Origin of the sequence: Mesorhizobium sp. M7D.F.Ca.US.004.01.2.1 (assembly GCF_003997785.1) — a bacterium.
GTDB lineage: Bacteria > Pseudomonadota > Alphaproteobacteria > Rhizobiales > Rhizobiaceae > Mesorhizobium > Mesorhizobium loti.
Genome location: NZ_RZRQ01000036.1, coordinates 1 through 23,504 on the forward strand (window position 1 = coordinate 1; position 23,504 = coordinate 23,504).

Annotated in this window: 17 protein-coding genes and 1 pseudogene; 9 read left to right on the forward strand and 9 right to left on the reverse strand. The window is 63.3% G+C overall.

The genetic code is table 11. The annotated features are described in order from the left end of the window. Positions 1 to 244 (forward strand): annotated as a pseudogene (locus EN993_RS08410) (LysE family translocator); the annotation flags it as partial. A 9-nt stretch (positions 245 to 253) separates the two neighbouring features. Here EN993_RS08410 and EN993_RS08415 read toward each other — a convergent pair. After that, the gene (locus EN993_RS08415; protein WP_127262914.1) at positions 254 to 580 is read right to left on the reverse strand and encodes a YciI family protein; all 327 of its coding nucleotides are present in this window, start codon (positions 578 to 580) and stop codon (positions 254 to 256) included. Between the two features lie 136 nt (positions 581 to 716). After that, positions 717 to 1,280: a peroxidase-related enzyme gene (locus tag EN993_RS08420; protein ID WP_109664308.1), complete on the reverse strand. Its 564-nt coding sequence runs from the start codon at positions 1,278 to 1,280 to the stop codon at positions 717 to 719. A gap of 135 nt (positions 1,281 to 1,415) precedes the next feature. On the opposite strand from EN993_RS08420, the gene EN993_RS08425 reads away from it, so the two are divergent. After that, positions 1,416 to 6,230, forward strand: a complete 4,815-nt coding sequence (locus EN993_RS08425) for an NAD-glutamate dehydrogenase (RefSeq protein WP_127262915.1) — start codon at positions 1,416 to 1,418, stop codon at positions 6,228 to 6,230. Positions 6,231 to 6,364: 134 nt separating this feature from the next. After that, positions 6,365 to 7,741 (forward strand): MFS transporter, encoded by a 1,377-nt coding sequence (locus EN993_RS08430; RefSeq protein ID WP_109664316.1) that lies wholly within the window; start codon positions 6,365 to 6,367, stop codon positions 7,739 to 7,741. Positions 7,742 to 7,875: 134 nt separating this feature from the next. Here EN993_RS08430 and purH read toward each other — a convergent pair whose 3' ends face one another. From purH to htpX, 4 genes are all read right to left on the reverse strand, one after another. Beyond that, positions 7,876 to 9,492: a bifunctional phosphoribosylaminoimidazolecarboxamide formyltransferase/IMP cyclohydrolase gene (gene purH / locus EN993_RS08435; protein ID WP_127262916.1), complete on the reverse strand. Its 1,617-nt coding sequence runs from the start codon at positions 9,490 to 9,492 to the stop codon at positions 7,876 to 7,878. Between the two features lie 189 nt (positions 9,493 to 9,681). Further along, a complete protein-coding gene (locus tag EN993_RS08440; RefSeq protein WP_109664328.1) occupies positions 9,682 to 11,406 on the reverse strand; it encodes a heparinase II/III family protein in 1,725 nt (574 codons plus the stop codon). Between the two features lie 246 nt (positions 11,407 to 11,652). After that, positions 11,653 to 13,041 carry an RsmB/NOP family class I SAM-dependent RNA methyltransferase gene (locus EN993_RS08445; RefSeq protein WP_164757580.1) on the reverse strand — a complete coding sequence of 463 codons (1,389 nt, stop codon included), beginning with the start codon at positions 13,039 to 13,041 and terminating at the stop codon, positions 11,653 to 11,655. After that, positions 13,038 to 14,057, reverse strand: coding sequence for a zinc metalloprotease HtpX (htpX, locus tag EN993_RS08450; protein WP_127262918.1), 1,020 nt, complete (start codon positions 14,055 to 14,057; stop codon positions 13,038 to 13,040). Before htpX ends, EN993_RS08445 begins: the two co-directional genes overlap by 4 nt. 105 nt (positions 14,058 to 14,162) lie before the next feature. Between htpX and EN993_RS08455 the strand changes: the two genes are divergently transcribed. Beyond that, positions 14,163 to 14,384, forward strand: a complete 222-nt coding sequence (locus EN993_RS08455) for a DUF1674 domain-containing protein (protein ID WP_109664342.1) — start codon at positions 14,163 to 14,165, stop codon at positions 14,382 to 14,384. Positions 14,385 to 14,556: 172 nt separating this feature from the next. Here the strand turns inward: EN993_RS08455 and EN993_RS08460 are convergent, their stop codons facing one another. Further along, complete coding sequence (locus EN993_RS08460; RefSeq protein ID WP_127262919.1) at positions 14,557 to 15,222, reverse strand: HAD-IA family hydrolase; 666 nt, start codon at positions 15,220 to 15,222, stop codon at positions 14,557 to 14,559. A gap of 166 nt (positions 15,223 to 15,388) precedes the next feature. On the opposite strand from EN993_RS08460, the gene EN993_RS08465 reads away from it, so the two are divergent. From EN993_RS08465 to EN993_RS08475, 3 genes are all read left to right on the forward strand, one after another. Then, on the forward strand, positions 15,389 to 16,258 hold the full coding sequence (locus EN993_RS08465) for a transglutaminase family protein (RefSeq protein WP_127262920.1): 870 nt from the start codon (positions 15,389 to 15,391) through the stop codon (positions 16,256 to 16,258). A 292-nt stretch (positions 16,259 to 16,550) separates the two neighbouring features. After that, a complete protein-coding gene (locus EN993_RS08470) occupies positions 16,551 to 18,026 on the forward strand; it encodes a pilus assembly protein (RefSeq protein ID WP_127262921.1) in 1,476 nt (491 codons plus the stop codon). A gap of 368 nt (positions 18,027 to 18,394) precedes the next feature. Continuing rightward, complete coding sequence (locus EN993_RS08475; protein ID WP_127262922.1) at positions 18,395 to 19,663, forward strand: cyclopropane-fatty-acyl-phospholipid synthase family protein; 1,269 nt, start codon at positions 18,395 to 18,397, stop codon at positions 19,661 to 19,663. Here the strand turns inward: EN993_RS08475 and EN993_RS08480 are convergent, their stop codons facing one another. Together EN993_RS08480 and acs are read right to left on the reverse strand one after the other, a co-directional pair. Beyond that, positions 19,664 to 20,413: an MOSC domain-containing protein gene (locus EN993_RS08480; RefSeq protein WP_127262923.1), complete on the reverse strand. Its 750-nt coding sequence runs from the start codon at positions 20,411 to 20,413 to the stop codon at positions 19,664 to 19,666. It abuts the gene before it with no gap. Further along, complete coding sequence (acs, locus tag EN993_RS08485; protein ID WP_127262924.1) at positions 20,413 to 22,368, reverse strand: acetate--CoA ligase; 1,956 nt, start codon at positions 22,366 to 22,368, stop codon at positions 20,413 to 20,415. The genes EN993_RS08480 and acs overlap by 1 nt, the downstream gene beginning before the upstream one ends. 314 nt (positions 22,369 to 22,682) lie before the next feature. Between acs and EN993_RS08490 the strand changes: the two genes are divergently transcribed. Beyond that, positions 22,683 to 22,955, forward strand: coding sequence for an usg protein (locus EN993_RS08490; protein WP_127262925.1), 273 nt, complete (start codon positions 22,683 to 22,685; stop codon positions 22,953 to 22,955). A 125-nt stretch (positions 22,956 to 23,080) separates the two neighbouring features. Further along, on the forward strand, positions 23,081 to 23,473 hold the full coding sequence (locus tag EN993_RS08495; RefSeq protein ID WP_127262926.1) for a DoxX family protein: 393 nt from the start codon (positions 23,081 to 23,083) through the stop codon (positions 23,471 to 23,473). Positions 23,474 to 23,504: the final 31 nt, after the last annotated feature.

Consider the following 23,504-nt stretch of genomic DNA (forward strand, 5'->3'; position numbering starts at 1 on the left):
GATCATGATGTTCTACCTGGCGCTGCTGCCGACCATCATCGACCTCGCTTCGGTCAGCATCGTCGGCTGGGTCGAGCTGACGGCGACCATGGCTGTGGTGCTGGTCGCCATCGATCTCGCCTGGGTGCTCGCTGCATCACAGGCGCGCAAGCTCCTGAAGAGCAGGCGCGCCATGAAGATCGCCAACCGCGTTAGCGCCACGACGATGGCCGGTGCGGCAGCGGCCATCGCGGCGCGGTCCTGAGCCGAAGCGTCAACCCATCATATTGATGATCGGCGCGATCTCGACGTTGCAGTTCGGCTCCGCCAGGATCGGACAGTCCCTGGCCTTGCTGGCAGCGTCGTCGATGTCCCTGGCCTCGATGATCGAGTAGCCGCCGGTCGGGTTGCTGCCGCCATTGTTCTTGATCTTGCCACCGGGCAAGACGCTCTTCGACATGCCAACCGGGTTGCCGCGGTCGACCACGGCCGAACCAAGCTTTGCGAACCAGCCTGTCCAGGCGTCCGTCATCGCCTTACGTTCCACCTCGGTCGTCGGCATCTTGCCCGAGCCGTGATAGACGTAGAGAAACTGTGCCATGTTCTCCTCCCTTGATGAGCGGCATCGAACCGGCATGCGGTCACGCCGCCTGCCGATCATCGGACCAAACCGGCAAACAAGCAACGAGAATGCGAAATTGCTAATATAACAGCGGCCTGGCCCCAGCCGCCGAACTTCACCGCGCCATGGCGTGGTATTCGTCGTTCGGCCGCATGTCGATCGCCGCGGCCACCCGGTTCGACATGTTGAAGAAGGCCGCGGTCGAGGCTATGTCCCAGATATCGCGGTCGGTGAAGCCAGCCTTACGCAGCGTGGCCCGGTCAGCCTCGACGACCTTCGCCGGCTCCTCCGTCAGCTTGGCGGCAAATTCGAGCATCGCCGCCTGCTTCGGCGAAAGATCGGCGGCGCGGAAATTCATCACCATCATCTCGCCAAGCGCCGGGTCGCCGGACAGCTGACGCACCGCCGCGCCATGCGCGGTCAGGCAATAATAGCAATGGTTGATCGAGGAGACGGCGACCGCGATCATCTCGCGTTCCAGCTTCGACAGGCCGGAATCACCCAGCATCAAATCGTTGTACATGTCGGTGAAGGCACGCAGCTTCTTGTCGTCGAAGGCGTAGGCGCGCAGCACGTTGGGAACCAGGCCGAGCTTCTCCTCGCATTTGGCGAAATAGGCTTTTGTCGCCTCGCTGAGCTCCGCCTGGCCAAGGTCAAGCGCGGTGATTTTGCCGGTCATGGGTCATTTCTCCTCGTTGCGCGGCATCTTGTCGCCGAATTCCGATATTTCTTTGCAAGCCGTCAAACCTTTGTCGCCAAACAGCGGTCATCTGCTACCATAGTCGTAAAAGCATTGACGGGAGGGAAGTGCGTCATGGCCAGCGTGAAATCCGCGAGCAAGCCGAAGAAAAAAGCCACGGCAGCGACAAAAGCGGAGGAAAGGCCAGCCAGGCTTGCCGACTATCTGCTCGCCCGCGCGCCGGCTGAAGACATCGCCACCTATGAAGCGGCCGACCTCGAACGCGCCGCCGATCTCGCTGGCAAGGCGATTGCCGTTCACAAAAAAGGCGAGTGCGTCGTTGCCGTCGATGCCGATTCCGGCGTTGTGCGAGACGGCCGCCCGGTGACAATTATCACGGTCGTCAACGACAACATGCCGTTCCTGTTCGATTCCATCCTCGGCGAGATCACCGAGACATCAGGCGAACCGACCCTGGTCACCCATCCGGTCATCGTGGTGCGCCACGGCAAAGGCGGTGTGGACGAAATCCTCGGCGACGGCAATTTCGCCAAGGACGACGGCAGCCACGACCGGTTGAGCGTCATCCATGTCCACATCCCGCGGCTGACCGCCGAGCAGGCGAACGGATTGACCGAGCGGCTGCGCAAGATGCTCGGCCAGGTTCACGCCGCCGTCAACGACTGGAAGCCGATGCTGGCCCGCCTCGATCAGGCGATCTCGGAGTTCCGCTATTCGGCGGTACCGCTCGACAAGAAGAGCGTTGCCGAGGCGATCGCCTTCCTCGAGTGGCTGCGCGACGACAATTTCACCTTCCTCGGCATGCGCGAATTCAAATACACCGGCGGCGAGGAAAGCGGCACGCTGGAGCGCGCCGACAAGCCCGGTCTCGGCATCCTGTCCGATCCCGACGTGCTGGTGCTGAGGCGCGGCACCGAAGCGGTGACGACGACGCCCGAAATCCGCGCCTTTCTGCATGGGCCGGAGCCGTTGATCGTCACCAAGGCCAATGCCAAGTCGTCCGTGCACCGCCGCATCTATCTCGATTACATCGGTATCAAGACCTACACCGCCAAGGGCACGCTTGCGGGCGAATTGCGTATCGTCGGCCTGTTCACCTCGACCGCCTACACGCGCTCGGTGATGAAGATCCCGTATCTCAGGTCCAAGGCCGAAACCATCATCGCCAAGTCCGGCTTCGACCGGCACGATCACTCCGGCAAGGCGCTGATCAATGTGCTGGAAAGCTATCCGCGCGACGAATTGTTCCAGGTGCCGGTGCCGATCCTGAGGAAGCATGCCGCCGCCATTCTCGGCCTGGTCGAGCGGCCGCGGGTGCGGGCGCTGGTGCGCGCCGACCAGTTCGACCGCTTCGTCTCGATCCTCGTCTTCGTGCCGCGCGACCGTTACGACAGCGTCGTGCGCGAGAAGATCGGCTTCTATCTGAAGACCGTATTCCAAGGCCGGCTGTCGGCCTACTACCCGGCCTTCCCCGAAGGTGGGCTGGCGCGCGTGCATTTCATCATCGGCCGTTCCGGCGGCAAGACGCCGAAGGTCGAGCAAGCGACGATCGAGGCGGCGATCCGCGACATCGTACGCACCTGGGAGGACGCCCTTTCCGATGCGGCGGAGGCCAGTGGCGCCGACCAGGCGTTGAAGAGCATTGCCGCGCGGCTGCCGGAAAGCTACCGCGATTCGTTCAGCGCGGCGGTGGCGCTGGCCGATGCCGGGCGCATCGCCAAGATCAGCGCCGGCAATCCGATCGCCATCGACTATTACCGCCATGCCGAGCAGAAGCCGCACCAGGCGGCACTGAAGATCTATCACCACGGCAGTCCGGTGGCGCTGTCGCGTCGGGTGCCGGTGCTGGAAAACATCGGCTTCCGCGTCATCAGCGAACGCACTTTCGCGGTCGGCGACGACCAGTCCGGCATGATCAATAGGGATCAGCCCGGCATGGTTTTCATCCACGACATGGAGCTGGAAAACAGCTACGGCAAGCCGATCGACCTTGCCGATGGCGGCGCGCTGTTCGAGGACGCATTCCTGTCCGTCTGGCGCGGCGACGTCGACAATGACGGCTATAACGGCCTTGCCCAGACCGCCGGGCTGTGGTCGGGCGAGATCACCATCCTGCGCGCCTATGGCCGCTATCTGCAGCAGGTCGGTATCCCGCAGAGCCAGGACTTCATCGCCGCCGTGCTCAACCGCTATCCCGACATCGCGCGCGGCCTGCATGCGCTGTTCATCTCCCGGCTTGGCCCGACAGCCGAGACCGAAGGTGTGGTGGCGGCAAAACACCTCAAGGCCAAGATCAAGGACGCGCTGGAGGATGTGCCGAATATCGACGACGACACCATCATTCGCCGCTACCTCAACCTGATCGAAGCCTCGCTGCGCACCAATCATTTCGTTGCCGATACGAAAGAGAAAGGCCAGTCGCTGGCGATCAAGCTCGATTCGCACGCGGTCGAGGGATTGCCGGCGCCGCGGCCGTGGCGGGAAATCTTCGTCTACGGCTCCGAGGTCGAAGGCCTGCATCTGCGCTTTGGCCCGGTGGCGCGCGGCGGCCTGCGCTGGTCGGACCGCGCCCAGGACTACCGCACCGAGGTGCTCGGCCTGGTCAAGGCGCAGCAGGTCAAGAATGCCGTCATCGTGCCGGTCGGCGCCAAGGGCGGCTTCTTCCCCAAGCGCCTGCCGGCAGGCGGCACCCGCGATGCGATCTTCGAGGCCGGCACGTCGGCCTACAAGAACTTCGTCTCCAGCCTGCTGTCTATCACCGACAATATCGGCCTCGACGGCGTCATCCCGCCGGCCGGTGTCGTGCGCCGCGACCCGGACGATCCATATTTCGTCGTTGCCGCCGACAAGGGCACGGCGACCTTCTCCGACACCGCCAACGCGATCAGCGAGAAGCATGGCTTCTGGCTCGACGACGCCTTCGCCAGCGGCGGCTCGGCCGGTTACGATCACAAGAAGATGGGCATCACCGCCAAGGGCGCCTGGGAAGCGGTCAAGCGGCATTTCCGCGAGATCAACCGCGACATCCAGACCTCGTCCTTCACCGTCGTCGGTGTCGGCGACATGTCGGGCGACGTGTTCGGCAACGGCATGCTTTTGTCGCCGAAGACCAGGCTGATCGCCGCCTTCGACCATCGCGACATCTTCATCGATCCCGATCCCGACATGGCGGCGTCGATGGCCGAGCGCGAGCGCATGTTCGCGCTGCCGCGCTCGAGCTGGCAGGACTATGACAAGACGAAACTGTCGGAAGGCGGCATCATCGTCTCGCGCAACCAGAAGTCGATCACCCTGCCGGCGGCAGCTGCGGCGGCGATCGGCTTGGCCAAGACCACCGCCACGCCGGTCGAGATCATGACCGCGATCCTCAAGGCGCCGGTCGATCTTCTCTGGTTCGGCGGTATCGGCACGTATTTGCAGGCATCCACCGAGACCAACGCCGAAGTCGGCGACCGCGCCAACGATGCCATCCGCATCACCGCGCTCGACGTGCGCGCCAAGGTCATCGGCGAGGGCGCCAATCTCGGCGTCACGCAGCGGGCACGCATCGAGTTCGGCATGAATGGCGGCCGCTGCAACTCCGACGCCATCGACAATTCGGGCGGCGTCAACTGCTCCGACGTCGAGGTCAACATCAAGATCGCGCTGGCGTCCGCCATGCTCAAGGGGTCGTTGACGCGCCCGGCACGCAACAAGCTTCTGGCCGAGATGACCGAGGAGGTCGGTTCGCTGGTGCTCTCCAACAACTACCAGCAGACGCTGGCGCTTTCGATCGCCCGCAAGCGCGGCCTCGCCGACATCGCGCATCAAAGCCGGTTCATGACGGCGCTGGAGGCGCGCGGCCTGCTCGACCGTGCGGTGGAGACGCTGCCGTCGCCGGCAGCACTTGCCGAGCGCGAAGCGCGCGGCGAGCCGCTGACCAGAGCCGAGCTCGGCGTGTTGCTCGCCTATGCCAAGATCGTGCTGTTTTCCGACATCGTCGCCAGCGACGTACCGGACGACGCGCATTTCGACCGCGACCTGATGGGCTATTTTCCCGACCGGATGGCGAAGAAATACGCCGCCGAGATCCATGGCCACAGGCTGCGCCGCGAGATCATCACGCGGGTCGTCGCCAACGATCTCGTCAATCGCGGCGGCCCATCCTTCGTCAACCGGTTGCAGGAAGCCACGGGGCGCACCGCCGCCGACGTCGTGCGTACCTTCGCGGTGGTGCGCGACGGGTTTGCCTTGCCAGCGCTCTATCGCGAGATCGACGCGCTCGACAACCAGATCGACGGTCAGGTGCAGCTCGATCTCTATCAGATGGTCAGCCGGCTGATCTATGTGACCAGCGGCTGGTATCTGAAGAACGATGCCGGCACGGCACCCCTTGGCCAGCGCATCACTGAGCTGCTGGAAGCCCGCAAGGCGCTGGATCCCAGGCTCGTTTCGCTGCTGCCGGCCTTCTCGCGTGAGCGGATCGAGGAGAAGCGGCACGGGCTGTTCAAGGCCGGCGCGCCGGAAAAGCTGGCCGAACAGCTGGCGCTGAGCGAGGTGGCGGAACTCATCCCCGACATCGCGCTGACGGCGCGCACCGCCGGCGCCGACATCGTCGCCGCGGCCAAGGCGTTCTTCGCCGTCAGCGATGCCTTCCGCATCCCGCGTGTCGAGGACGCGGCACGCTCGATCACGCCGTCGGACTATTACGACCAGCTGGCGCTTTCGCGCGCGACCGACACGATCGGCGCCGCACGGCGTGGTATCGCGGTGGCGGCACTCACCGGCCACGCCAATACGGCCGATCCGGTGGCCGCCTGGCTGGAAGCCGGCGGCGAGCGCGTGGCGCGCATCCGCGAGCGGCTGCAGGCGCTGACCGAGGGCGGCGACATCACCGTGTCGCGGCTGTCTGTCGCATCGGGGCTGATGAGCGATCTGACGGGGATGTGAGTGATTCGTTTGACGAGGTTGGCTCTGCCCGTTCGGTTGGGTGAGAAGCATCAACCGCGGTCGTTTGCATGCGCACGGGAAAACATGCAGACATGATGCCAACCGCCAGCGTTACGAAGGCGATCGGAGGGGATATGACCGAGGTAGCAGTGCAGCGTGCGTCTGGACGCGGCATCTGGGGATGGATGTTCTTCGACTGGGCAGCGCAGCCGTTCTTCACGGTCGTTACCACCTTCATCTTCGGGCCGTATTTCGTTTCGCGCATGGCAAGCGATCCAGTCACGGGCCAAATCGTCTGGGGTTATGGTATCGCGGCGGCCGGGTTGGCCATCGCCGTGCTGTCGCCGATCCTCGGCTCGATTGCCGATCAGACCGGGCCGCGCAAGCCGTGGATCGCATTCTTTGCCGCCATCAAGATCACCAGCCTTTGCCTGCTGTGGTTCGCCACCCCCGGTTCGAACCTGTTTCTGGTCGTGGCGTTGTTTTCGCTGGCATCGGTCGCGGCGGAATTCTCGACCGTGTTCAACGATTCGATGATGCCGCGCCTGGTGCCGAAGAGCGAAATCGGCAGGATTTCCAATGTTGCCTGGGGTCTCGGCTATCTCGGCGGCATGATTGCGCTGATCTTCGTCATTACATGCATGGCCGGCATCCCCGAAACCGGCAAGACGATCATCGGCATCGACCCGCTCTTCGGGCTCGACCCGAAGCTCGGCGAGGACGCCAGGGCCACCGGGCCGCTGTCAGCCGGCTGGTATTTCCTGTTCATCCTGCCGATGTTCTTTTTTACCCCCGATGCCCTCAAGGGCCTGCCGATCGGCCCGGCGGTGCGAGAGGGGTTGGCGGAGCTGAAAGTAACACTGGGTGAGGTGCGCAAGCGCAGCGGTATCTTCCGCTTCCTCGTCGCCCGCATGATCTATCAGGACGGCGTCAACGCGCTGCTTACGCAAGGCGCCGTATTTGCCGCGGCGATGTTCGGCTGGTCGATCACCGAGGTCGGCTTGTTCGGCATCATCCTCAACGTGGTAGCCATCTTCGGCTGCTGGATCGCCGCTTACCTTGATACCCGCCTAGGCTCCAAGGCGGTGGTGCTGATCTCGCTGGGAATGTTGACGATCGCGACCATCGGCATCATCTCGACCGGGCTCGGCTATACGCTGTTCGGCGCATTGCCGCTTTCCATTGCCGATTCGGGCGGCCTGTTCGGCACGGCGGCCGAGAAGGCATACATCCTCTACGGCCTGTTGATCGGGCTGGCCTTCGGGCCGGTTCAGGCGTCGTCGCGATCCTATATGGCGCGGAGCGTCACGGCGGCAGAATCCGGCCGCTATTTCGGCATCTATGCGCTGGCCGGCAGGGCAACCAGTTTCCTGGCGCCGTTCCTGTTTTCAACGATCTCCTTTGCCACGGGCTCGACGCGGCTCGGCATGGCGGTGATCATCCTGTTTCTCGGTGTCGGCATGGCGATCCTGATCAAGACGCCGTATCCGGCGGATCGGCCGGCGGAATAGCTTACCCTCCCCCTTGTAGGGAGGGTCGATCCGCGGAGCGGGGTAGGGGGCGGCGCTGCCCCTACCCTGTCTCTTGAATTTTGCTTCGCAAAAATCGTTCAACGACCCTCCCCGCGGGAGGAGGGTAAGGGGCCTCAATGCCGGAAATGCCTTACGCCGGTAAACACCATGGCGATGCCGTGCTCGTCGGCGGTGGCGATGACGTCCTTGTCGTTCATCGAACCGCCGGGCTGGATGACAGCGGTGGCGCCGGCGGCGATCGCCGACAGCAACCCGTCGGCGAAGGGGAAGAAGGCGTCGGAGGCGACGACTGAACCCTTGGTCAGCGGTTCGGCAAGGCCCGCGGCCTCGGCCGCGTCGAGCGCCTTGCGGGCGGCGATGCGTGAGGAATCGACCCTGCTCATCTGGCCGGCGCCGATGCCGACGGTTGCGCCGTCCTTAACGTAGACGATGGCGTTGGACTTGACGTGCTTGGCGATGCGGAAGGCGAATCTCAGGTCGGCCATTTCGGCCGGCGTTGGCGCGCGCTTCGTCACCACCTTCAGCTCGAGGTCATCGACCACGGCATTGTCCCGGCCCTGGACGAGCAGACCGCCGGCGACGGATTTGACCGTCGTGCCAGGCGTGCGCGGATCTGGCAGGCCGCCGGTGACCAGCAGGCGCAGGTTCTTCTTTGCCGCGACGACTGCCGCTGCCTCGTCGGTCGCGCCGGGCGCGATGATCACCTCGGTGAAGGTCTTGACGATCTCTTCCGCCGCCTCGGCGTCGAGGACGCGATTCACAGCGATGATACCGCCGAAGGCCGAGACCGGATCGCAGGCGAGCGCCTTGGCGTAGGCTGCCTTCAGCGAGGTGTCTTCAGCAACGCCGCAAGGGTTGGCGTGCTTGATGATGGCGACGGCGGCGGAGCGCGCCGGATCGAATTCACCGACCAGTTCGAAGGCAGCGTCGGTGTCGTTGATGTTGTTGTAGGACAGCTGCTTGCCCTGCAGCTGGCGCGCCGTGGCGACGCCCGGCCGCTTGTCGCCATTGACGTAGAAGCCGGCGCTCTGATGCGGGTTCTCGCCGTAGCGCATCACTTCGACCAGCCTGCCGCCAAAGGCGCGCCATGTCGGATGTTCGATCTCGAGCGCCTCGGCGAACCAGCCGGAGATCGCCGCGTCATAGGTAGCGGTGCGGGCAAAGGCCTTGGCCGCCAGCTTCTTGCGGAAATCCAGCGACAGCGAGCCGATGTTCATCGCCAGCGCATTCAGCACCGAGGCGTAGTCGCCGGGATCGGTGACGATGGCGACATAGGCGTGGTTCTTGGCCGAAGCGCGGATCATCGCTGGCCCGCCAATGTCGATGTTCTCGACGATCGATGCGTAGTCGGCGCCGGAGCGGCGAACCTCCTCGAACGGATAGAGATTGGAGACGACGAGATCGATCGGCTCGATGCCGTATTTGCGCATTGCCGCGGAATGCTCCGGATCGTCGCGCACGCCAAGCAGCGCGCCATGCACGCTGGGATGCAAGGTCTTGACGCGACCATCCATGATCTCGGGGAAACCGGTGAGCTCGGAGACATCGCGCACCGCCAGGCCCGCCTCGGTGATCGCCTTTGCCGTGCCGCCGGTCGAGACCAGCTCGACACCGGCTGCTGCCAGCGCTTTGGCGAAATCAATGAGGCCGGTCTTGTCGAAGACGGACAGCAGGGCGCGACGCACGGGGACGAGATCAGGTGCGGGAATGTTCTTGGCGGCGACGGCCATGGGCTGGCGGCCTTTCACGGCTAAGCATGATGCCGAAAAGTTGCGGACTTTTCGGATAAACATCATACGACAAAACAAAAAGCCGGAGAGGAATTCGCGTTTCGACTTGAACGCATTCCGCTCTGGTGTGGTGGATGCCCGCGCCCGTAGCACATGCCGCCCGGAAATCAAACCGGCGGTCAGGTAAGCTCAGTTGTTTTCCGGGTAACCGGCGATGCTAGTGCGCGTCAGCTGCCAGTGGACTTCGGCGACTTCCGAGGCCTTGAAGGCAAGCACGATCTGGCGGCTGCGGCGCGGGCCGCCAAGGCCGGCGAAATAAATCGATTCCTCGACCTCCGGCACCACTTCGGCTGCTGTGAACACCCAGGTGTCGGCCTGATCGGCGGCCAGCACCAGGCGATCATGCTCGTCCTGTAAAAGGTTGATGTCGGGGTGGACGTGGAAACGGATGGTGACGAAGTCGCGGCCATTGTTGCGGATCGCCGCATTGCCGGGCCGCTGGAAACGGTCCCTGCCGGCCAGTACATTGCCGTTCGACGACAGTTTCAGCTCGCGCTCATGCAGGAAGCCGAATCGCGGGACATAGCCGTCATGGCGGGCGATGAACCCCTGAACGCCCTTCTGGTCGGTGCGCTTGCACTGCACATGCTGCGGGCCGCCGATCAGCGGCGAACCGAGCAGGTCGTTGACGCGCAGCGAATGGCTGAAGCGTGCCGACGAGGTGTCGTTGATGGTGGCGGTCGAGTGCGCCGCGGTGGCGCGCGCCAGCGGTCGGAATTCAGCCGCGCCATAGGTGTCGATGCCGGCATTGACGATGTAGTGCTGTCGGCCGGACGACAGTTCGAAGGCGAGGCAGCTGGCGTGTGCTGCGTTGGACACGTCGACCGGCGGCGGCAGGCCAGTGTCGGCAATGACCGTGGTGCCGCCCATCGACAGGCGCTCATAGCCGGAATGCGGCGCATGCAGCAGTGGCGCGCCGGCGGTATCGTCGTGGCGCAGGATGGTGGCGATGCGGTCGTGGATGGTGGCGCCCATGCCGTTGAATCGGGCGAGGCTGCCGTCCTGATGGCGGAAGAAGCGCAGCGCCGGCAGCATGCGGTCGATGGCGCCGATCAGCGCCTGCGGCGGCGTTTCCGCCTGGTTGGCATAGGTCTGGCGCAGCGGCAGAAGGTCGGCGAGGATTTCCAGGACGACCATCGGATTGCGCGAAATGTGCCCGCCGTCGGCGAGGATCTGGCGGTCGAGTTCCTCGGCCAGGTTGCGGGTTGCGCCGCGCAGCGCCGATGCCGGCGCTGGCAGGGACAGAGCGGCAAAGGCAAGCGCGATGCGGGCACGCAGCTTGTCCTTGCCGTCGGGCATTTCACGCGCCATCGACCGGAGGTAGCGGATCTGAACGGCAACCGACTTCAGGAAGGCGCGGTAGAAGGGGAACTCGGCGCCCTGTAGCACGACGGAGGAGTGCTGCAGCCAGGCGATGATGCGCTTGGCCGTGGTGCCGGGCTCCCAGGCGACGCCGGAAATATGGCTGCCATGCATGGCGATCCAGTCGGAGACCAGGGCGCGGGCATTGGCGGCGGCAAGCTCGGTGCCGGCGGCGCGCATATGGCGTAGCCAGCGAAAGCCGTGCAGCGTCTTCTGCCAGCCGTGATTGGGCACGTTGATCTGGAACGGCGACTTGCCGCCGGTCTCGACCAGATGCCCCGACAGGGGATAGCGGCCGTAGTAGATCTCAAGCGCGATCTGCGGGTCGGCGAGGCGCAGGTCCGGCGGTGCGATCAGCACACGTTCCGGCGTGCGGCCGGAATAGCGCCAGCGATAGACCGGCCCGGCACGCAGGCGCCGGCGCGTTTTGCGCCAGAACTCCTTCGCGACAAGCGTCCACAGACGCGTCGTGCTGCTGGCAGCAAGTGCCAAAACCCCTCCTGATCGTCCACTACCCCGGCGCCGAGTTTACATGATTGCACGACTCGTGCGAAGGCGAATTCCATGGACGGCGCCGGTTCACCCGGTTTTGCCCCCGACTCTCCTTGAAAAAGTCAGTAAATCCGGGCAGTTAAATGAAAGCGCGTCGCGCCCGATCGGTCTGACGCAGCGCGCTTTGGTCTTCTGTTATGCATGTCGTCGTCCCGAAGCCGCTGCGCACTTTTGGGCGACATGCATTTAGCCGGCTCGACGCATGCGAGCGGCGAAGAAGCCATCGAGGCCCGAGCGCTCCGGCGCGCCGAGGTCAAGGTCGGCGGGTGTGGTGCGCAGCGTGCCTTGCGGCGTCAGGAACGGATCGATGCCGGCGATCTCGCCTTGCTGTGCCGGATCGTTGGCTATTTCAGCGGCGGCGGCCAAGAAGGCGCGATAGAGATCCTCGCCTTCGAGCGGATCGAGCGAACAGTTGGAGAAGACGATCCTGCCGCCGGGTTTCACCAGCGTGACAGCGCGGGCGAGCAGCCTGCGTTGCAGGTCGGCGAGTTTTTCGACATCGGCCGCCGTCTTGGTCCATGGCACGTCGGGATGCCGGCGCACCGTGCCGGTCGACGAGCAGGGCGCATCGAGGAGAACGGCGTCGAACAATTCCTTCGGCTCGTATTTGAGCAGGTCGGCCTGGACGATCTCGGCGGACAGGCCGAGGCGGTCGAGATTCTGCGTCAGCCGCACCAGCCGGTTCTTCGAGGTGTCGACAGCGGTGACCTTGGCGCCGGCGAGAATGAGCTGCGCGGTCTTGCCGCCGGGGGCGGCGCAGAGATCGGCAACGCGCAAGCCCCTGACATCGCCGAACAGCCGTGCAGGCAGACTGGCCGCGGCGTCCTGGACCCACCAGGCGCCGTCGGCAAAGCCTGGCAGTTCGGTGACCGGCCCAACGAGATTCTCCACCCGGACCGTGCCAGTCGGCAGGACGATGCCGCCGAGCTTTTCGGCCCAAAGCTCGGGATCGACCTTGACCGAGAAATCGACCGGCGCCTCGACGCGGTGGGCTTCCAGGATCTGCCTTGCCTTCTCGGTGCCATAGGTGGCCTTCAGCCGGTCGGAAAACCATTTTGGCGCTTCGTCGGTGGCGGCAAGGGCGGCAGGCAGTTCCGTTTCCTTGGCGCGCGCCAAGGTGCGCAGTACGCCATTGACCAGGCCGGAGAAACGCACCGTGCGCGGATCGGACTTGGCGTGGGTCACGGCCAGGTCGACTGCGGCGCTGTCGGGAATGTCGAGGAACAGGATCTGTGTCGCCGCCACATGCAATATGTGCGACAAAGCGGTGGCGTTGGGCGGCAGCGGCTTCTCCAGGCGCCGCGCCAGCAGGCCTGATATGGTCATGCGATAGCGCAGCGCTGTAACCAGAATGGCGCGGACAAGGCCGCGATCGCGAAGGTCGAGCGCCTTGTATTGCGGGTGGCCGTTTTCGTGATCGGTCAGGCCGTCGAGCGGCGTTCTGGCGTCGATGACGGCGGCAAGCAGCCGCGCCGCTGCCTTGCGGGCGGCAAGGCCGGCAACGAAGTCGCCGCCGTCTCTGTGTTCCTGATCGCCTGAAACCGTGCGTCGAGATCCTCTGTCCACCACGCTCACGACCACCGGCCCTTGGGTCCGGTCGGGTTGCGGCCCCACGGGTTGGATTTCGGCTTGGCGGGCTCCGCCGGCTGCTTGGGCCGTGCTGCCTGATCCCACGGGCCTGACGGCCGCTGTTCGTCCGCCTGCCGTGGTGGTGCCGGGGTCTGGCGCTGAGCTTGAGTTTCGCTCCCTCCCATCTGCTGTGCCATCGCCTGCAGGGCAGCGATGCGGTTGTTGGTGCTCGGGTGGGTGGAAAACAGACTGTCCATGCGCTCGCCGGAAAGAGGATTGATGATGAAGAGATGCGCGGTTGCCGGATTGCGCTCGGCATCGGGGTTGCGGATGCGTTCGGCGCCGCGGGCGATCTTGTCAAGGGCGGAAACCAGCCAGAGCGGGTGTCCACAGATTTCGGCGCCGCGCCGGTCGGCCTCATATTCGCGGGTGCGGCTGACCGCCATCTGCACGACCATGGCGGCAAAGGGCGCCACAATCATCGCGACCAGCACGCCGACAATGCCGAACGGATTGTTTTCACGATTGCCGCCGAAGAAGAAGGCGAAATTGCCGAGCATCGAGATAGCGCCGGCAAAGGTGGCGACGATCGTCATGGTCAGCGTGTCGCGATGCTGCACATGGGCGAGTTCGTGCGCCATGACAGCGGCGACCTCTTCAGGCGTCAGTGCCTGCAACAGGCCGGTAGAGGCAGCCACTGCCGCGTTCTGCGGGTTGCGGCCGGTGGCGAAGGCGTTCGGCTGCGGGTTGTCGATCAGATAGGTCTTCGGCATCGGCAGGCCGGCCTGTTTGGCCATTGCCTTGACTATGGCGTAATATTCGGGCGCGTTCCCTTCGTCGACCTCGACGGCACGGTTCATCGACAGCACCATCTTGTCGGCGTTCCAGTAGCTGAACAGGTTGGTGCCGGCAGCGATAAGCAGCGCGATCATCATGCCGCCGGTTCCGCCGATCAAAAAGCCGACGCCCATGAACAGCGCGGTCATCGCGGCAAGAAGCATGGCGGTGCGAAGCGTGTTCATCGTCTGCTCCTGTCCAACTGGTGGTGAAAGGGGGTCGATCCGTGTGAGTTCATCGCTATATGATGGGAAACGCCTGGTCCTGTTTCAATCCGCCGGAAATATCACATGAACGACGAAACCAGTAAAATCGATGCCGACCTTGGCCATGACGTCGAGCCAAAGGCGCTGACGCCGCAAGCCAGACGGGCGCTCGCGGAAGCCGAGGCAAGACGCGTGAAATATCTGGAGAAGGAAGCAGCCGCGCCGAAGGAGATCGGCGGCCGTGGCGGCAAGGAGCCCGGCCGCTATGGCGACTGGGAGGTGAAGGGCCTGACCAGCGACTTCTAAGGTATGGTGATATTCACGTGATGCTGGCCTGCAAGCGTTGGTTTCCTGCGCTTCCGGTGCTCACGTCCTTCAAGTGCGCTCCGCTCCGGTTCTCGGAAACCGTCTTGTTTGGTCGCTACGCGCCCGTCTTCGACTCCGACTCGGCTTGACCTGAATCTCAATACACACTTGGCTAGGCGGCGCTGCGCTGCGGCTCGAGCGCGATCCAGCCGTTTTCGTCGAGGGTGATGCCGATCCCCTCGTAACCTCCTATCGCGGCGTGCTGGCTTTGCAGCGCATGCTTGTGCGTGGCGTTGATGATCATGACCGCCGCGCCCGCCGCCTCGGCTGCCGTGATGCCAGCTGGAGCATCCTCGAACACGAGGCAGTCGCGCGCATCGAAGCCGAGCCGTTCCGCGCCAAGCCGGAAGCAATCGGGCGCCGGCTTGCCGCGGGAGACATCTTCCGCCGCGACGATGACGGCCGGGACAGGGATGCCGGCAGCCTGCATGCGCAACAGCGCCAGTTCGCGCGGCGCGGAGGTGACGATCGCCCAGCGCTCGGGGGGCAGCGAATTGAGAAACGCGGCTGCGCCGGCGATCTGGAGAATGCCATCCAGATCGGCCGCCTCGGCCTTCAGCAGCAGGTCGGCCTCGTGCGCCGGGTCGACGCCTGGAAGTGCCAGGCCGGTGATGGTCTCGATCGCCCGTACGCCGTGGATCGTCGGCAGGAAGGCGGCGACGTCGAGGCCCTGGCGGCGTGCCCAATCGCTCCACACCCGTTCCGCTGAGGCGATGGAATTGATGAGCGTGCCGTCCATATCGAAGAGGAAGGCCGCGAATTTTCTGCCTGAATACATGATTTTCCTTGAGTCCGGGGGAGCGCTTGTGGCGTTCCTGAACCTAACGTCTCGGCCACGGCAGGGGAAGACACGGGCCGGGCTTTTCGATCGGCCCAGGGAACCATGGCCAGTCTCTTCGCGTTTGAGCAAAACTGTTTTCCACGACGACCGAAGGGGGACTGCGATGCTGATCCGGCTCGGCTACGAAATCGCCATTGAATGCACCGAGGCCACCCCCGTGATTTCGTTGCTCGAAGTCCACAAGGACCGCCAGGCCGACATCAAGCGGCAGACGCGCGTGCTGACCTCGCCTTCGGTGCCAACCAAGCTCTACCACGATCTGCATGGCAATGCCTGCCGCCGCTTCACGGCGCCCGCCGGTGGTTTTCGTATCCTGTATGACGCGGTCGTCGAGGACAGCGGCGAAACGGACGAGGTCAACACGCTGGCCAGTGAAGTGCCGGTGGCGGACCTGCCCGACGAGGTGCTTTTCTATCTCCTGGGCAGCCGCTATTGCGAGACGGATCATCTGAGCGGCCTGGCCTGGCAGCTCTTCGGCCATCTTCCGCCCGGCTGGGCGCGCGTGCAGGCGATCGTCGACTATGTCCACAACCGGCTGTCGTTCGGCTATGGCTATGCACGGTCGACCCGCACCGCAGCGCAGGCGCATGAGGAGCGGGTCGGCGTCTGTCGCGACTTTGCCCATCTGGCGATCACGCTGTGCCGCTGCATGAACATTCCCGCGCGCTATGTGAACGGCTATCTCGGTGATATCGGCGTGCCGGTCGATCCGGCGCCGATGGATTTCTCGGCTTGGCTGGAAGTGTTCCTCGACGGCAAATGGTACACGTTCGATGCCCGCCACAACACGCCGAGGACCGGCCGCGTCGTCATCGCGCGCGGCCGTGACGCCACCGACGTGCCGCTGCTGCACAGCTTCGGCCCGCACCGGCTCAGCCTGTTCAAGGTGTGGACCTACGAACAGGAAGGCAATTTGTTCAACCCGCCCTATCACGGCATCGACAGGACCGTCAGCGCGCAGATGCTGGCCTAGAGCTTTTCGCAGCCGGATTCTGATCCGCTTCGAGACACTGCATCCTTCGAGCCTCTGTGCCGGATCGGGACCCGGATCGACATGCCGTCGATCATGGTAAGCGCTTCGTAAACGAAGTCGCTTTCTTGAATTTCCGTTTACCTATTGTTTACCTTACATCCTTCGCAACCCGAGCAAAAACAACAGCTTGATTGCCTGATCCCGGGCTGCGCGGAAGCGACCGCGCAATCCGGCCGGATTCCTGCATTGGCCTTTCCACGGCGACGAGGCCGAGGCGAGCGGAGGCTGTAGGATGCGGAATTACGGGGGTCTTGTTCACGCGGTCGGTGGGTTCGCCAGGGATCGCGGTGGAAATTTCGCAGTCCTGTTCGGCCTTGCTGCCTCGGTCTTGGCGCTGGGCGTTGGCTTTTCCGTCAACGTCTCTCAGCTGTACAATGCCAGATCGAGCCTGCAGGGCGTGGTCGATGCCGCCGTGACATCGACCGCACGCGACCTGACGACCGGCGCCATCAAGGAGGCCGATGCCAACAGATCGGTTCAGGCCTTTCTCGATGCCAACAGCACGGCGGGCATCCTGCAGGTCGACCAGATCGTGCTCGACAGACTGACGGTCAACAGTACCGCCAAGACGGTCCAAGCCGACGCCCATGTCGATGTCGCGCTGTATTTCCCGATTTTTGGCACGGGTGACATGAAACGCGTCACCGCTTCCACAACGGCGCTCTATTCGGACAAGGCCGTCGAAGTGGCGATGATGCTAGACATAACAGGATCGATGGCGAAGCGGGGCAAGGTCGACAAGATAGGCGATCTGAAAGCAGCTGCAAGAAACGCCGTTCAGACGATGCTCCAGAACCAGGATCCGAAGAACCCCCGCATCCGCGTCGCAATTGTGCCCTACGCATCTGGCGTGAACGCCGGCAAGCTGGCGGAAAACGTCTATGCCGAGAACCAAGGGAGCTCTGAGCTGCCACCGGTTGCCGGCAGTTCGCTTCTCGTCGCCAAGACGGGCAAAGATTTGCTGCCGTCCTTCAGCGACTACATCTCCATTGTTGGCGCGGCGATGCCACACCCCGATAATTGCACGACGGAGCGCAAGGACAAAAACGGCGATGCGGATTTGAGCGCCGACGGCCCAGATACGGTTCGCACGGACAGGACCGGCAAGAAATATTATGCCCTGGTCAACCGGGATGATCATCTCAGTGGTGGGGGAATGAACAGGTGCCCTGATGCGGAAGTGATCCCGCTGACCGCGGATTCCGATGCATTGCTTGATTCGATCGACGACTTCCAGGCCGATGGTTATACGGCCGGCGCGATCGCCATTCAGTGGACCTATTATATGCTGTCGCCGCAATGGCGCGCCGCGATCGAGAATGCCGGTCTCGGCAAAGGCGCCTCGGATGCCAATGCGAAGAAGATCGCCAAGGTTGCGATCCTGATGACCGATGGCCAGTTCAATACTGCCTTCGCCGGTGCGGGGGGCAGCTACAACAGCCAGGGCAACCTTGCGCGCGGCAACGCCGAAACGCTGTGCGGCAACATGAAGAATGACGGCATCGAGATTTTCACCATCGGCTTCGATCTGAACGACAAGGACATGTCGGCGACCGAGCGGGACCAGGCAAAGGCGGTGCTGAAGGACTGTTCGTCGAAGGACGTGTCCACCAACAGGCATTACTTCGAGGTATCCACCGGAGTAGAATTGAACGACGCCTTTCAGGAAATCATCCGCAACACCGAAAAGGTCGTCCTGACCCAGTAATCCGCAAAAAGGAAAAGGCCGCCGCTTCTTGCGAAGCCGGCGGCCTTCCGTGTTTCCGTCCGTGGCGCGGCCCTATGGCGGCGACCTCAAGAGGTCACCCGCCGCGCATCTCGCGCCTTAACGGGAAGACTGCTTCCCGAAAGTGCAATCCGCTGAGGCCACGTTCTGGAAAACGAAATCACTCGACATCGGATCACCTCCTTTCGATTTGTTGAACACACGGAGATGATGGGGTCTCATTTGGGAAATGGCAAGGTGCCACCCTCAAAAAGCCGGGTGTGTGTCTTTCCAGACAGGCTGACAAGACGGGCGGCTTGCAGTCCAGTGGCAAACAGACAACATTGGCGCTCTGGCTTCGGGGAGGAAGCATGGACGCCACCGACAAGGCCGCGCGAATTGTTCGAACGGTTGTTGAAACGCTGAAGCCGGGCTTTGCTGTCAAGCTGTGGACCGGCGAGCGCATTGGCCCCGCCACCGGCCCTGTGCTCACCGTCAACGACCCGGACATTGTCTGGCAGGTGGTCCGCCGTCCCGCCTTCTCGACGCTGATCGAGATGTGGATTTCCAAGGCGGTCGACATCGAAGACGGATCGCTGTTTGACTTCTATGCCCTGCCTTCGCAAGGCAAACTCAGGTCGAAACTCAAGACATTGCCGAAGCTGGCGATCCTGCGTGATCTGCCAGCCGTGCTGTTTTCAAGGAAACAGATGACGGCGCGGACCGATCTTTCGGGGCGCAATCCCTTCGTCAGCGGTTCGAGCCAGGAAGCGATCCAGCATCATTACGACATCTCGAATGCCTTCTATCGGCTCTTTCTCGACGAACGCATGGTCTACAGCTGCGGTTACTTCAAGGATTTCGCCAACAGCATCGATGAGGCGCAAATCGACAAGCTCGACCATATCTGCCGCAAGCTGCGGCTGAAGCCCGGCGAGAGGCTGCTCGACATAGGCTGCGGCTGGGGAGCGATGCTGATCCATGCCGCGAAGAACTACGGCGTCGTCGGCCACGGTGTCTCGTTGTCGGAAGCCCAGACGCAACTCGCCCGTGAGCGCATTCGCGCCGAGGGGCTGGAGGACAAGATCACGATCGAGGTAAAATCCTACGCCAAACTTACCGGTAGCTTCGACAAGATATCGTCGATCGGCATGTTCGAGCATCTGGGGCTCGCCAACCACGCCGCCTATTTCTCCACCGTCCATCGCCTGCTGAAGCCGGGCGGCGTCTATCTGCATCACGCCATCACCAGGCGCAGCAAGGGCGACATCAAGAAAACCCTGCGCAAGGGTCCGGAGTTCAAGGCGCTGATCAAATACATCTTCCCCGGCGGCGAACTCGACACGATCGGCATGACGCTCGGCAATCTCGAAGCCCACGGCTTCCTCGTCTACGATGTCGAGAACCTGCGCGAACACTATGCCCGCACCTGCAGGCTGTGGGCCGAGCGCCTGTATGCAAGGTTCGACGAGGCAATCGCCGAAGTGGGAGAAGCCAAGGCGCGGCTGTGGCTGCTTTACCTGACCGGCTGTTCGATCACCTTCGAACGTGCCTCGGCACAGATTTTCCAGACTGTCGTCACCAAACGCGCGCGTGGCCCGAGCGGGCTGCCGCCGACAAGGGCGGATCTGTACCAATGATCAGATGAAGCGCATCGTGTCGCCGACCTCGATGCTGGCCGGCCGATCGACCGTACAATAGACGCCGAGATTGTGCGCGTTGTGGCGGACCAGATTGCGCAGGATACCAGGATCATTGCCGAAGCCATCCTGGGCGATGATGGTGAAACCGCAGCGGCGGCAGGGTTCCGAGATGGTCAGCAACAGGTCGCCGATCGCCAGCTTGCGGCCGATCCATTCCGTCTCTGGAAACGACCCTTCGATTGCCGCCATGTCGACGACGATGTTGGGACGAAAACGGCGCGGATCGGGGGTCCCTTCCGGATGCAATGCCTTCAGGCGCGCCAGCGAAGCCGTGGTCAACAGATGGATCGGCGCCTTGCGGTAGCGCTCCGCGGTCAGCGGGCCGGAATAGTCAGGCGCGGCATTCTCCCGGCGAAACGGCCGGATCGAGGCCTCGAAGCCAAGATAGGCCGACACCGCGCTGTCGCTCTCGATACCCGGTGCAGCCAGCCAGTCGCCGTCCGGGATGGCGATCTCGAGTTCGCGGGCAGGCGACAGCCGGGTCCGGATGCGCGGCACCTTGTGCCATTTCGCGTCGCGATCCGGCCGGGCGATTTCATTGTCGGTGGCATCGACAAGGCCGAACAGGCGGTCGCCGTTGATGCTCTCGACGTCGACCGAGATTGTTTCCAGGCGCTCACCGGCAAGCGAACTCGCTGGATAGCGCCAGAGCTCACTGACAGTGCCCAGTGCGGCCTCGTCCTGCATCAAGCCTTCTTGTTCTGCCGGTTGGCGATCAGGTCGTAGACGACGGCCGGATCGGCCAGCGTCGAGGTGTCGCCAAGGGCTGAGAAATCGTCCTCGGCGATCTTGCGCAGGATGCGACGCATGATCTTGCCCGAGCGCGTCTTCGGCAGGCCGGGCGCGAACTGGATCTTGTCGGGCGAAGCGATGGCGCCGATCTCCTTGCGGACATGAGCGACGAGTTCCTTGCGCAACTCCTCGCTCGGCTGCTCGCCGCCCATCAGCGTGACGTAGCAGTAGATGCCCTGGCCCTTGATGTCGTGCGGATAGCCGACGACGGCGGCTTCCGAAACCTTGTCGTGGCTGACCAGTGCGGATTCGACTTCGGCCGTGCCCATGCGATGGCCGGAGACGTTGATGACGTCGTCGACGCGGCCGGTGATCCAGTAGTAGCCGTCGGCGTCGCGGCGGCAGCCATCGCCGGTGAAGTACTTGCCCTTGTAGGTCGAGAAATAGGTCTGGATGAAGCGATCATGATCGCCATAGACGGTGCGCATCTGGCCGGGCCAGGAATCGGTGATGCACAGATTGCCGTCGGCAGCACCTTCCAGCACCTTGCCCTCGCCGTCGACCAGCTGCGGCTTGACGCCGAAGAACGGCCGCGTCGCCGAGCCTGCCTTGAGGTCGGTGGCGCCGGGCAGTGGCGTGATCAGGATGCCGCCGGTCTCGGTCTGCCACCAGGTGTCGACGATCGGCACCTTGCCGTTGCCGACGATGTTGAAATACCACTCCCAGGCTTCCGGATTGATCGGCTCGCCAACCGAACCCAGCACGCGCAGCGACTTGCGCGACGTCTTGGTGACATGCGCATCGCCGGCGCCCATCAGCGCCCGCAGCGCCGTCGGGGCGGTGTAGAAGATGTTGACCTTGTGCTTGTCGATGACGTCCCAGAAGCGCGACTGCGACGGATAGTTCGGCACGCCTTCGAACATCAGCGTGGTGGCGCCGTTGGCGAGCGGGCCGTAGACGATGTAGCTGTGGCCGGTGACCCAGCCGACATCGGCGGTGCACCAATAGATGTCGCCGTCATGGTAGTCGAAGACATATTGGTGCGTCATCGAGACGTAGACGAGGTAGCCGGCGGTGGTGTGCAGCACACCCTTCGGCTTGCCGGTCGAGCCGGAGGTGTAGAGGATGAACAGCGGATCCTCGGCCTTCATCTTCTCCGGCTTGCATTCGGCCTTCACCGTCGCGATCTCGTCGTGATACCAGACGTCGCGCCCCGGCGCCCAGCCGACCTTGCCGCCGGTGCGGCGCACGACGACAACGTTCTTGACCATGACGAAATTCTTGGCGGCGATGTCGATCGCCTTGTCGGTGTTCTCCTTAAGCGGAATGGCCTTGCCGCCGCGCAGGCCTTCGTCGGCAGTGATGACGAAGGTCGATTCGCAATCGACGATGCGGCCGGCCAGCGCATCCGGCGAAAAGCCGCCGAAGACGATCGAGTGGATGGCGCCGATGCGCGTGCAGGCCAGCATCGCATAGGCCGCTTCCGGGATCATCGGCATGTAGATGGTGACGCGGTCACCCTTCTTGACGCCGTGCTTCTTCATCACGTTGGCGAGCCGGCAGACATGCTCGTAGAGCTCGTTGTAGGTGATCTTCTTGTCGTCGTAGGGATTGTCGCCTTCCCAGATGATGGCGGTCTGGTTGCCGCGCTTCTTCAGGTGCCGGTCGATGCAGTTATAAGAGACGTTGGTGAGCCCGTCCTCGAACCATTTGATCGAGACCTTGCCGTCGAAGGAGGTGTTCTTGACCTTGCTGTAGGGCTTGAACCAGTCGATGCGCTTGCCGTGCTTGCCCCAGAACTTGTCCGGTGACTTGACGCTGTCGGCATACCATTTCAGGTAGGTGTCATTATCGATCAGCGCGTTTTTCTTCCACGCCGGCTGGACGCGATGGACATGAACGTCGGACATTTCTTCACTTCCTCCCAAACCAATCCGCCGGCTTGAAACGCCGGCGGGATCGCGACAAAGCTGCCGCGAATTCGCGGCATTATTACCAGTTCGCCCGTCATCGCAATATTAGACGTTGGATTCGCGCGGCGGGATGCCGCAGGCAATTTGCCTGCCGCTGTCAGCACTCGGGTGGGCTCGCTGCTAACCGCATGTTTTCGCGCGGAAAACTCGTTCTCGATCAGGAAAAATCAATAGACAGTTAAGCAACGGCGCGCACACTCTGACGTTGGGAGGAAAGGAGACTCAACCAGGGACCGCCCAAGGGGACTGCCATGCGCGACCATTCCGAAATGGACCTGATGCTCAAAGGCTATGGCCTGACCACGGCCAAGATTCTTTATCATTTCCCCGACCATCCGCATCTGCTGCAGAGCTTCATCTGGCAGGACTATGATCTGGCGCCGAAGTTTCCGGTGCTGATCAAGTTCATCGAATTCTGGAAGGCCAAGCTGGACGGGCCGCTGCATTCGATCAGCTACACGCACCAGAAGCTGATCGCGCCGAATGAATGGCGCAAGGTGGACGGCGAGTTCGTGCTTCACTGAACGGCGGCCGCAGACGGTCTGTTTCCATTCTGGTCCCGCGACAGCAGCGCCGCTGTCGGCTATCCTACGCAGGTGGCGCGGCAAGGCAGAGTGCCCAAGGCGCGTCCGCGATCGGGAGAACGGACATGACCGCGTTCGACTATGCCGCGCTGCTGCTTCGTGTCAGCGTCGGCGGCCTGTTTCTTGCCCATGCCTATCTGAAGTACTTCGTCTTCACGCCCAAGGGCACAACCGATTATTTCCAGTCGCTCGGCGTACCCGGCTATTTCGGCTTGATCGCCATCGCAGCCGAAACGGCCGGCGGTCTTGGTCTGATCTTCGGCGTCGCCACGCGGCTGGCGGCCATTCTGCTCATTCCCCTGATGCTGGGCACGATCGTGCTCGTCCACGGCAAAAATGGTTTCTGGTTCACCAATGCGGGCGGTGGCTGGGAGTATCCGGCGCTGTGGATCGTCTGCCTGATCATCATTGCCCTGATCGGCAGCGGCCAGGCAGCGCTTTGGCCAATCTGGGGGTAGGCTATCAGGCCGCGCAACGCGCGGCCTGAGC

What these genes read in the sequence shown, in the direction of transcription:
- EN993_RS08455 (WP_109664342.1), top strand. Translation starts at nt 14,163, where the DNA reads ATGAACGACGAAACCAGTAAAATCGATGCCGACCTTGGCCATGACGTC.
- EN993_RS08475 (WP_127262922.1), top strand. Translation starts at nt 18,395, where the DNA reads ATGGACGCCACCGACAAGGCCGCGCGAATTGTTCGAACGGTTGTTGAA.
- EN993_RS08470 (WP_127262921.1), top strand. Translation starts at nt 16,551, where the DNA reads ATGCGGAATTACGGGGGTCTTGTTCACGCGGTCGGTGGGTTCGCCAGG.
- EN993_RS08490 (WP_127262925.1), top strand. Translation starts at nt 22,683, where the DNA reads ATGCGCGACCATTCCGAAATGGACCTGATGCTCAAAGGCTATGGCCTG.
- EN993_RS08495 (WP_127262926.1), top strand. Translation starts at nt 23,081, where the DNA reads ATGACCGCGTTCGACTATGCCGCGCTGCTGCTTCGTGTCAGCGTCGGC.
- EN993_RS08415 (WP_127262914.1), bottom strand. Translation starts at nt 580, where the DNA reads ATGGCACAGTTTCTCTACGTCTATCACGGCTCGGGCAAGATGCCGACG.
- EN993_RS08465 (WP_127262920.1), top strand. Translation starts at nt 15,389, where the DNA reads ATGCTGATCCGGCTCGGCTACGAAATCGCCATTGAATGCACCGAGGCC.
- EN993_RS08420 (WP_109664308.1), bottom strand. Translation starts at nt 1,280, where the DNA reads ATGACCGGCAAAATCACCGCGCTTGACCTTGGCCAGGCGGAGCTCAGC.
- EN993_RS08430 (WP_109664316.1), top strand. Translation starts at nt 6,365, where the DNA reads ATGACCGAGGTAGCAGTGCAGCGTGCGTCTGGACGCGGCATCTGGGGA.
- EN993_RS08425 (WP_127262915.1), top strand. Translation starts at nt 1,416, where the DNA reads ATGGCCAGCGTGAAATCCGCGAGCAAGCCGAAGAAAAAAGCCACGGCA.
- purH (WP_127262916.1), bottom strand. Translation starts at nt 9,492, where the DNA reads ATGGCCGTCGCCGCCAAGAACATTCCCGCACCTGATCTCGTCCCCGTG.
- acs (WP_127262924.1), bottom strand. Translation starts at nt 22,368, where the DNA reads ATGTCCGACGTTCATGTCCATCGCGTCCAGCCGGCGTGGAAGAAAAAC.
- EN993_RS08480 (WP_127262923.1), bottom strand. Translation starts at nt 20,413, where the DNA reads ATGCAGGACGAGGCCGCACTGGGCACTGTCAGTGAGCTCTGGCGCTAT.
- htpX (WP_127262918.1), bottom strand. Translation starts at nt 14,057, where the DNA reads ATGAACACGCTTCGCACCGCCATGCTTCTTGCCGCGATGACCGCGCTG.
- EN993_RS08460 (WP_127262919.1), bottom strand. Translation starts at nt 15,222, where the DNA reads ATGTATTCAGGCAGAAAATTCGCGGCCTTCCTCTTCGATATGGACGGC.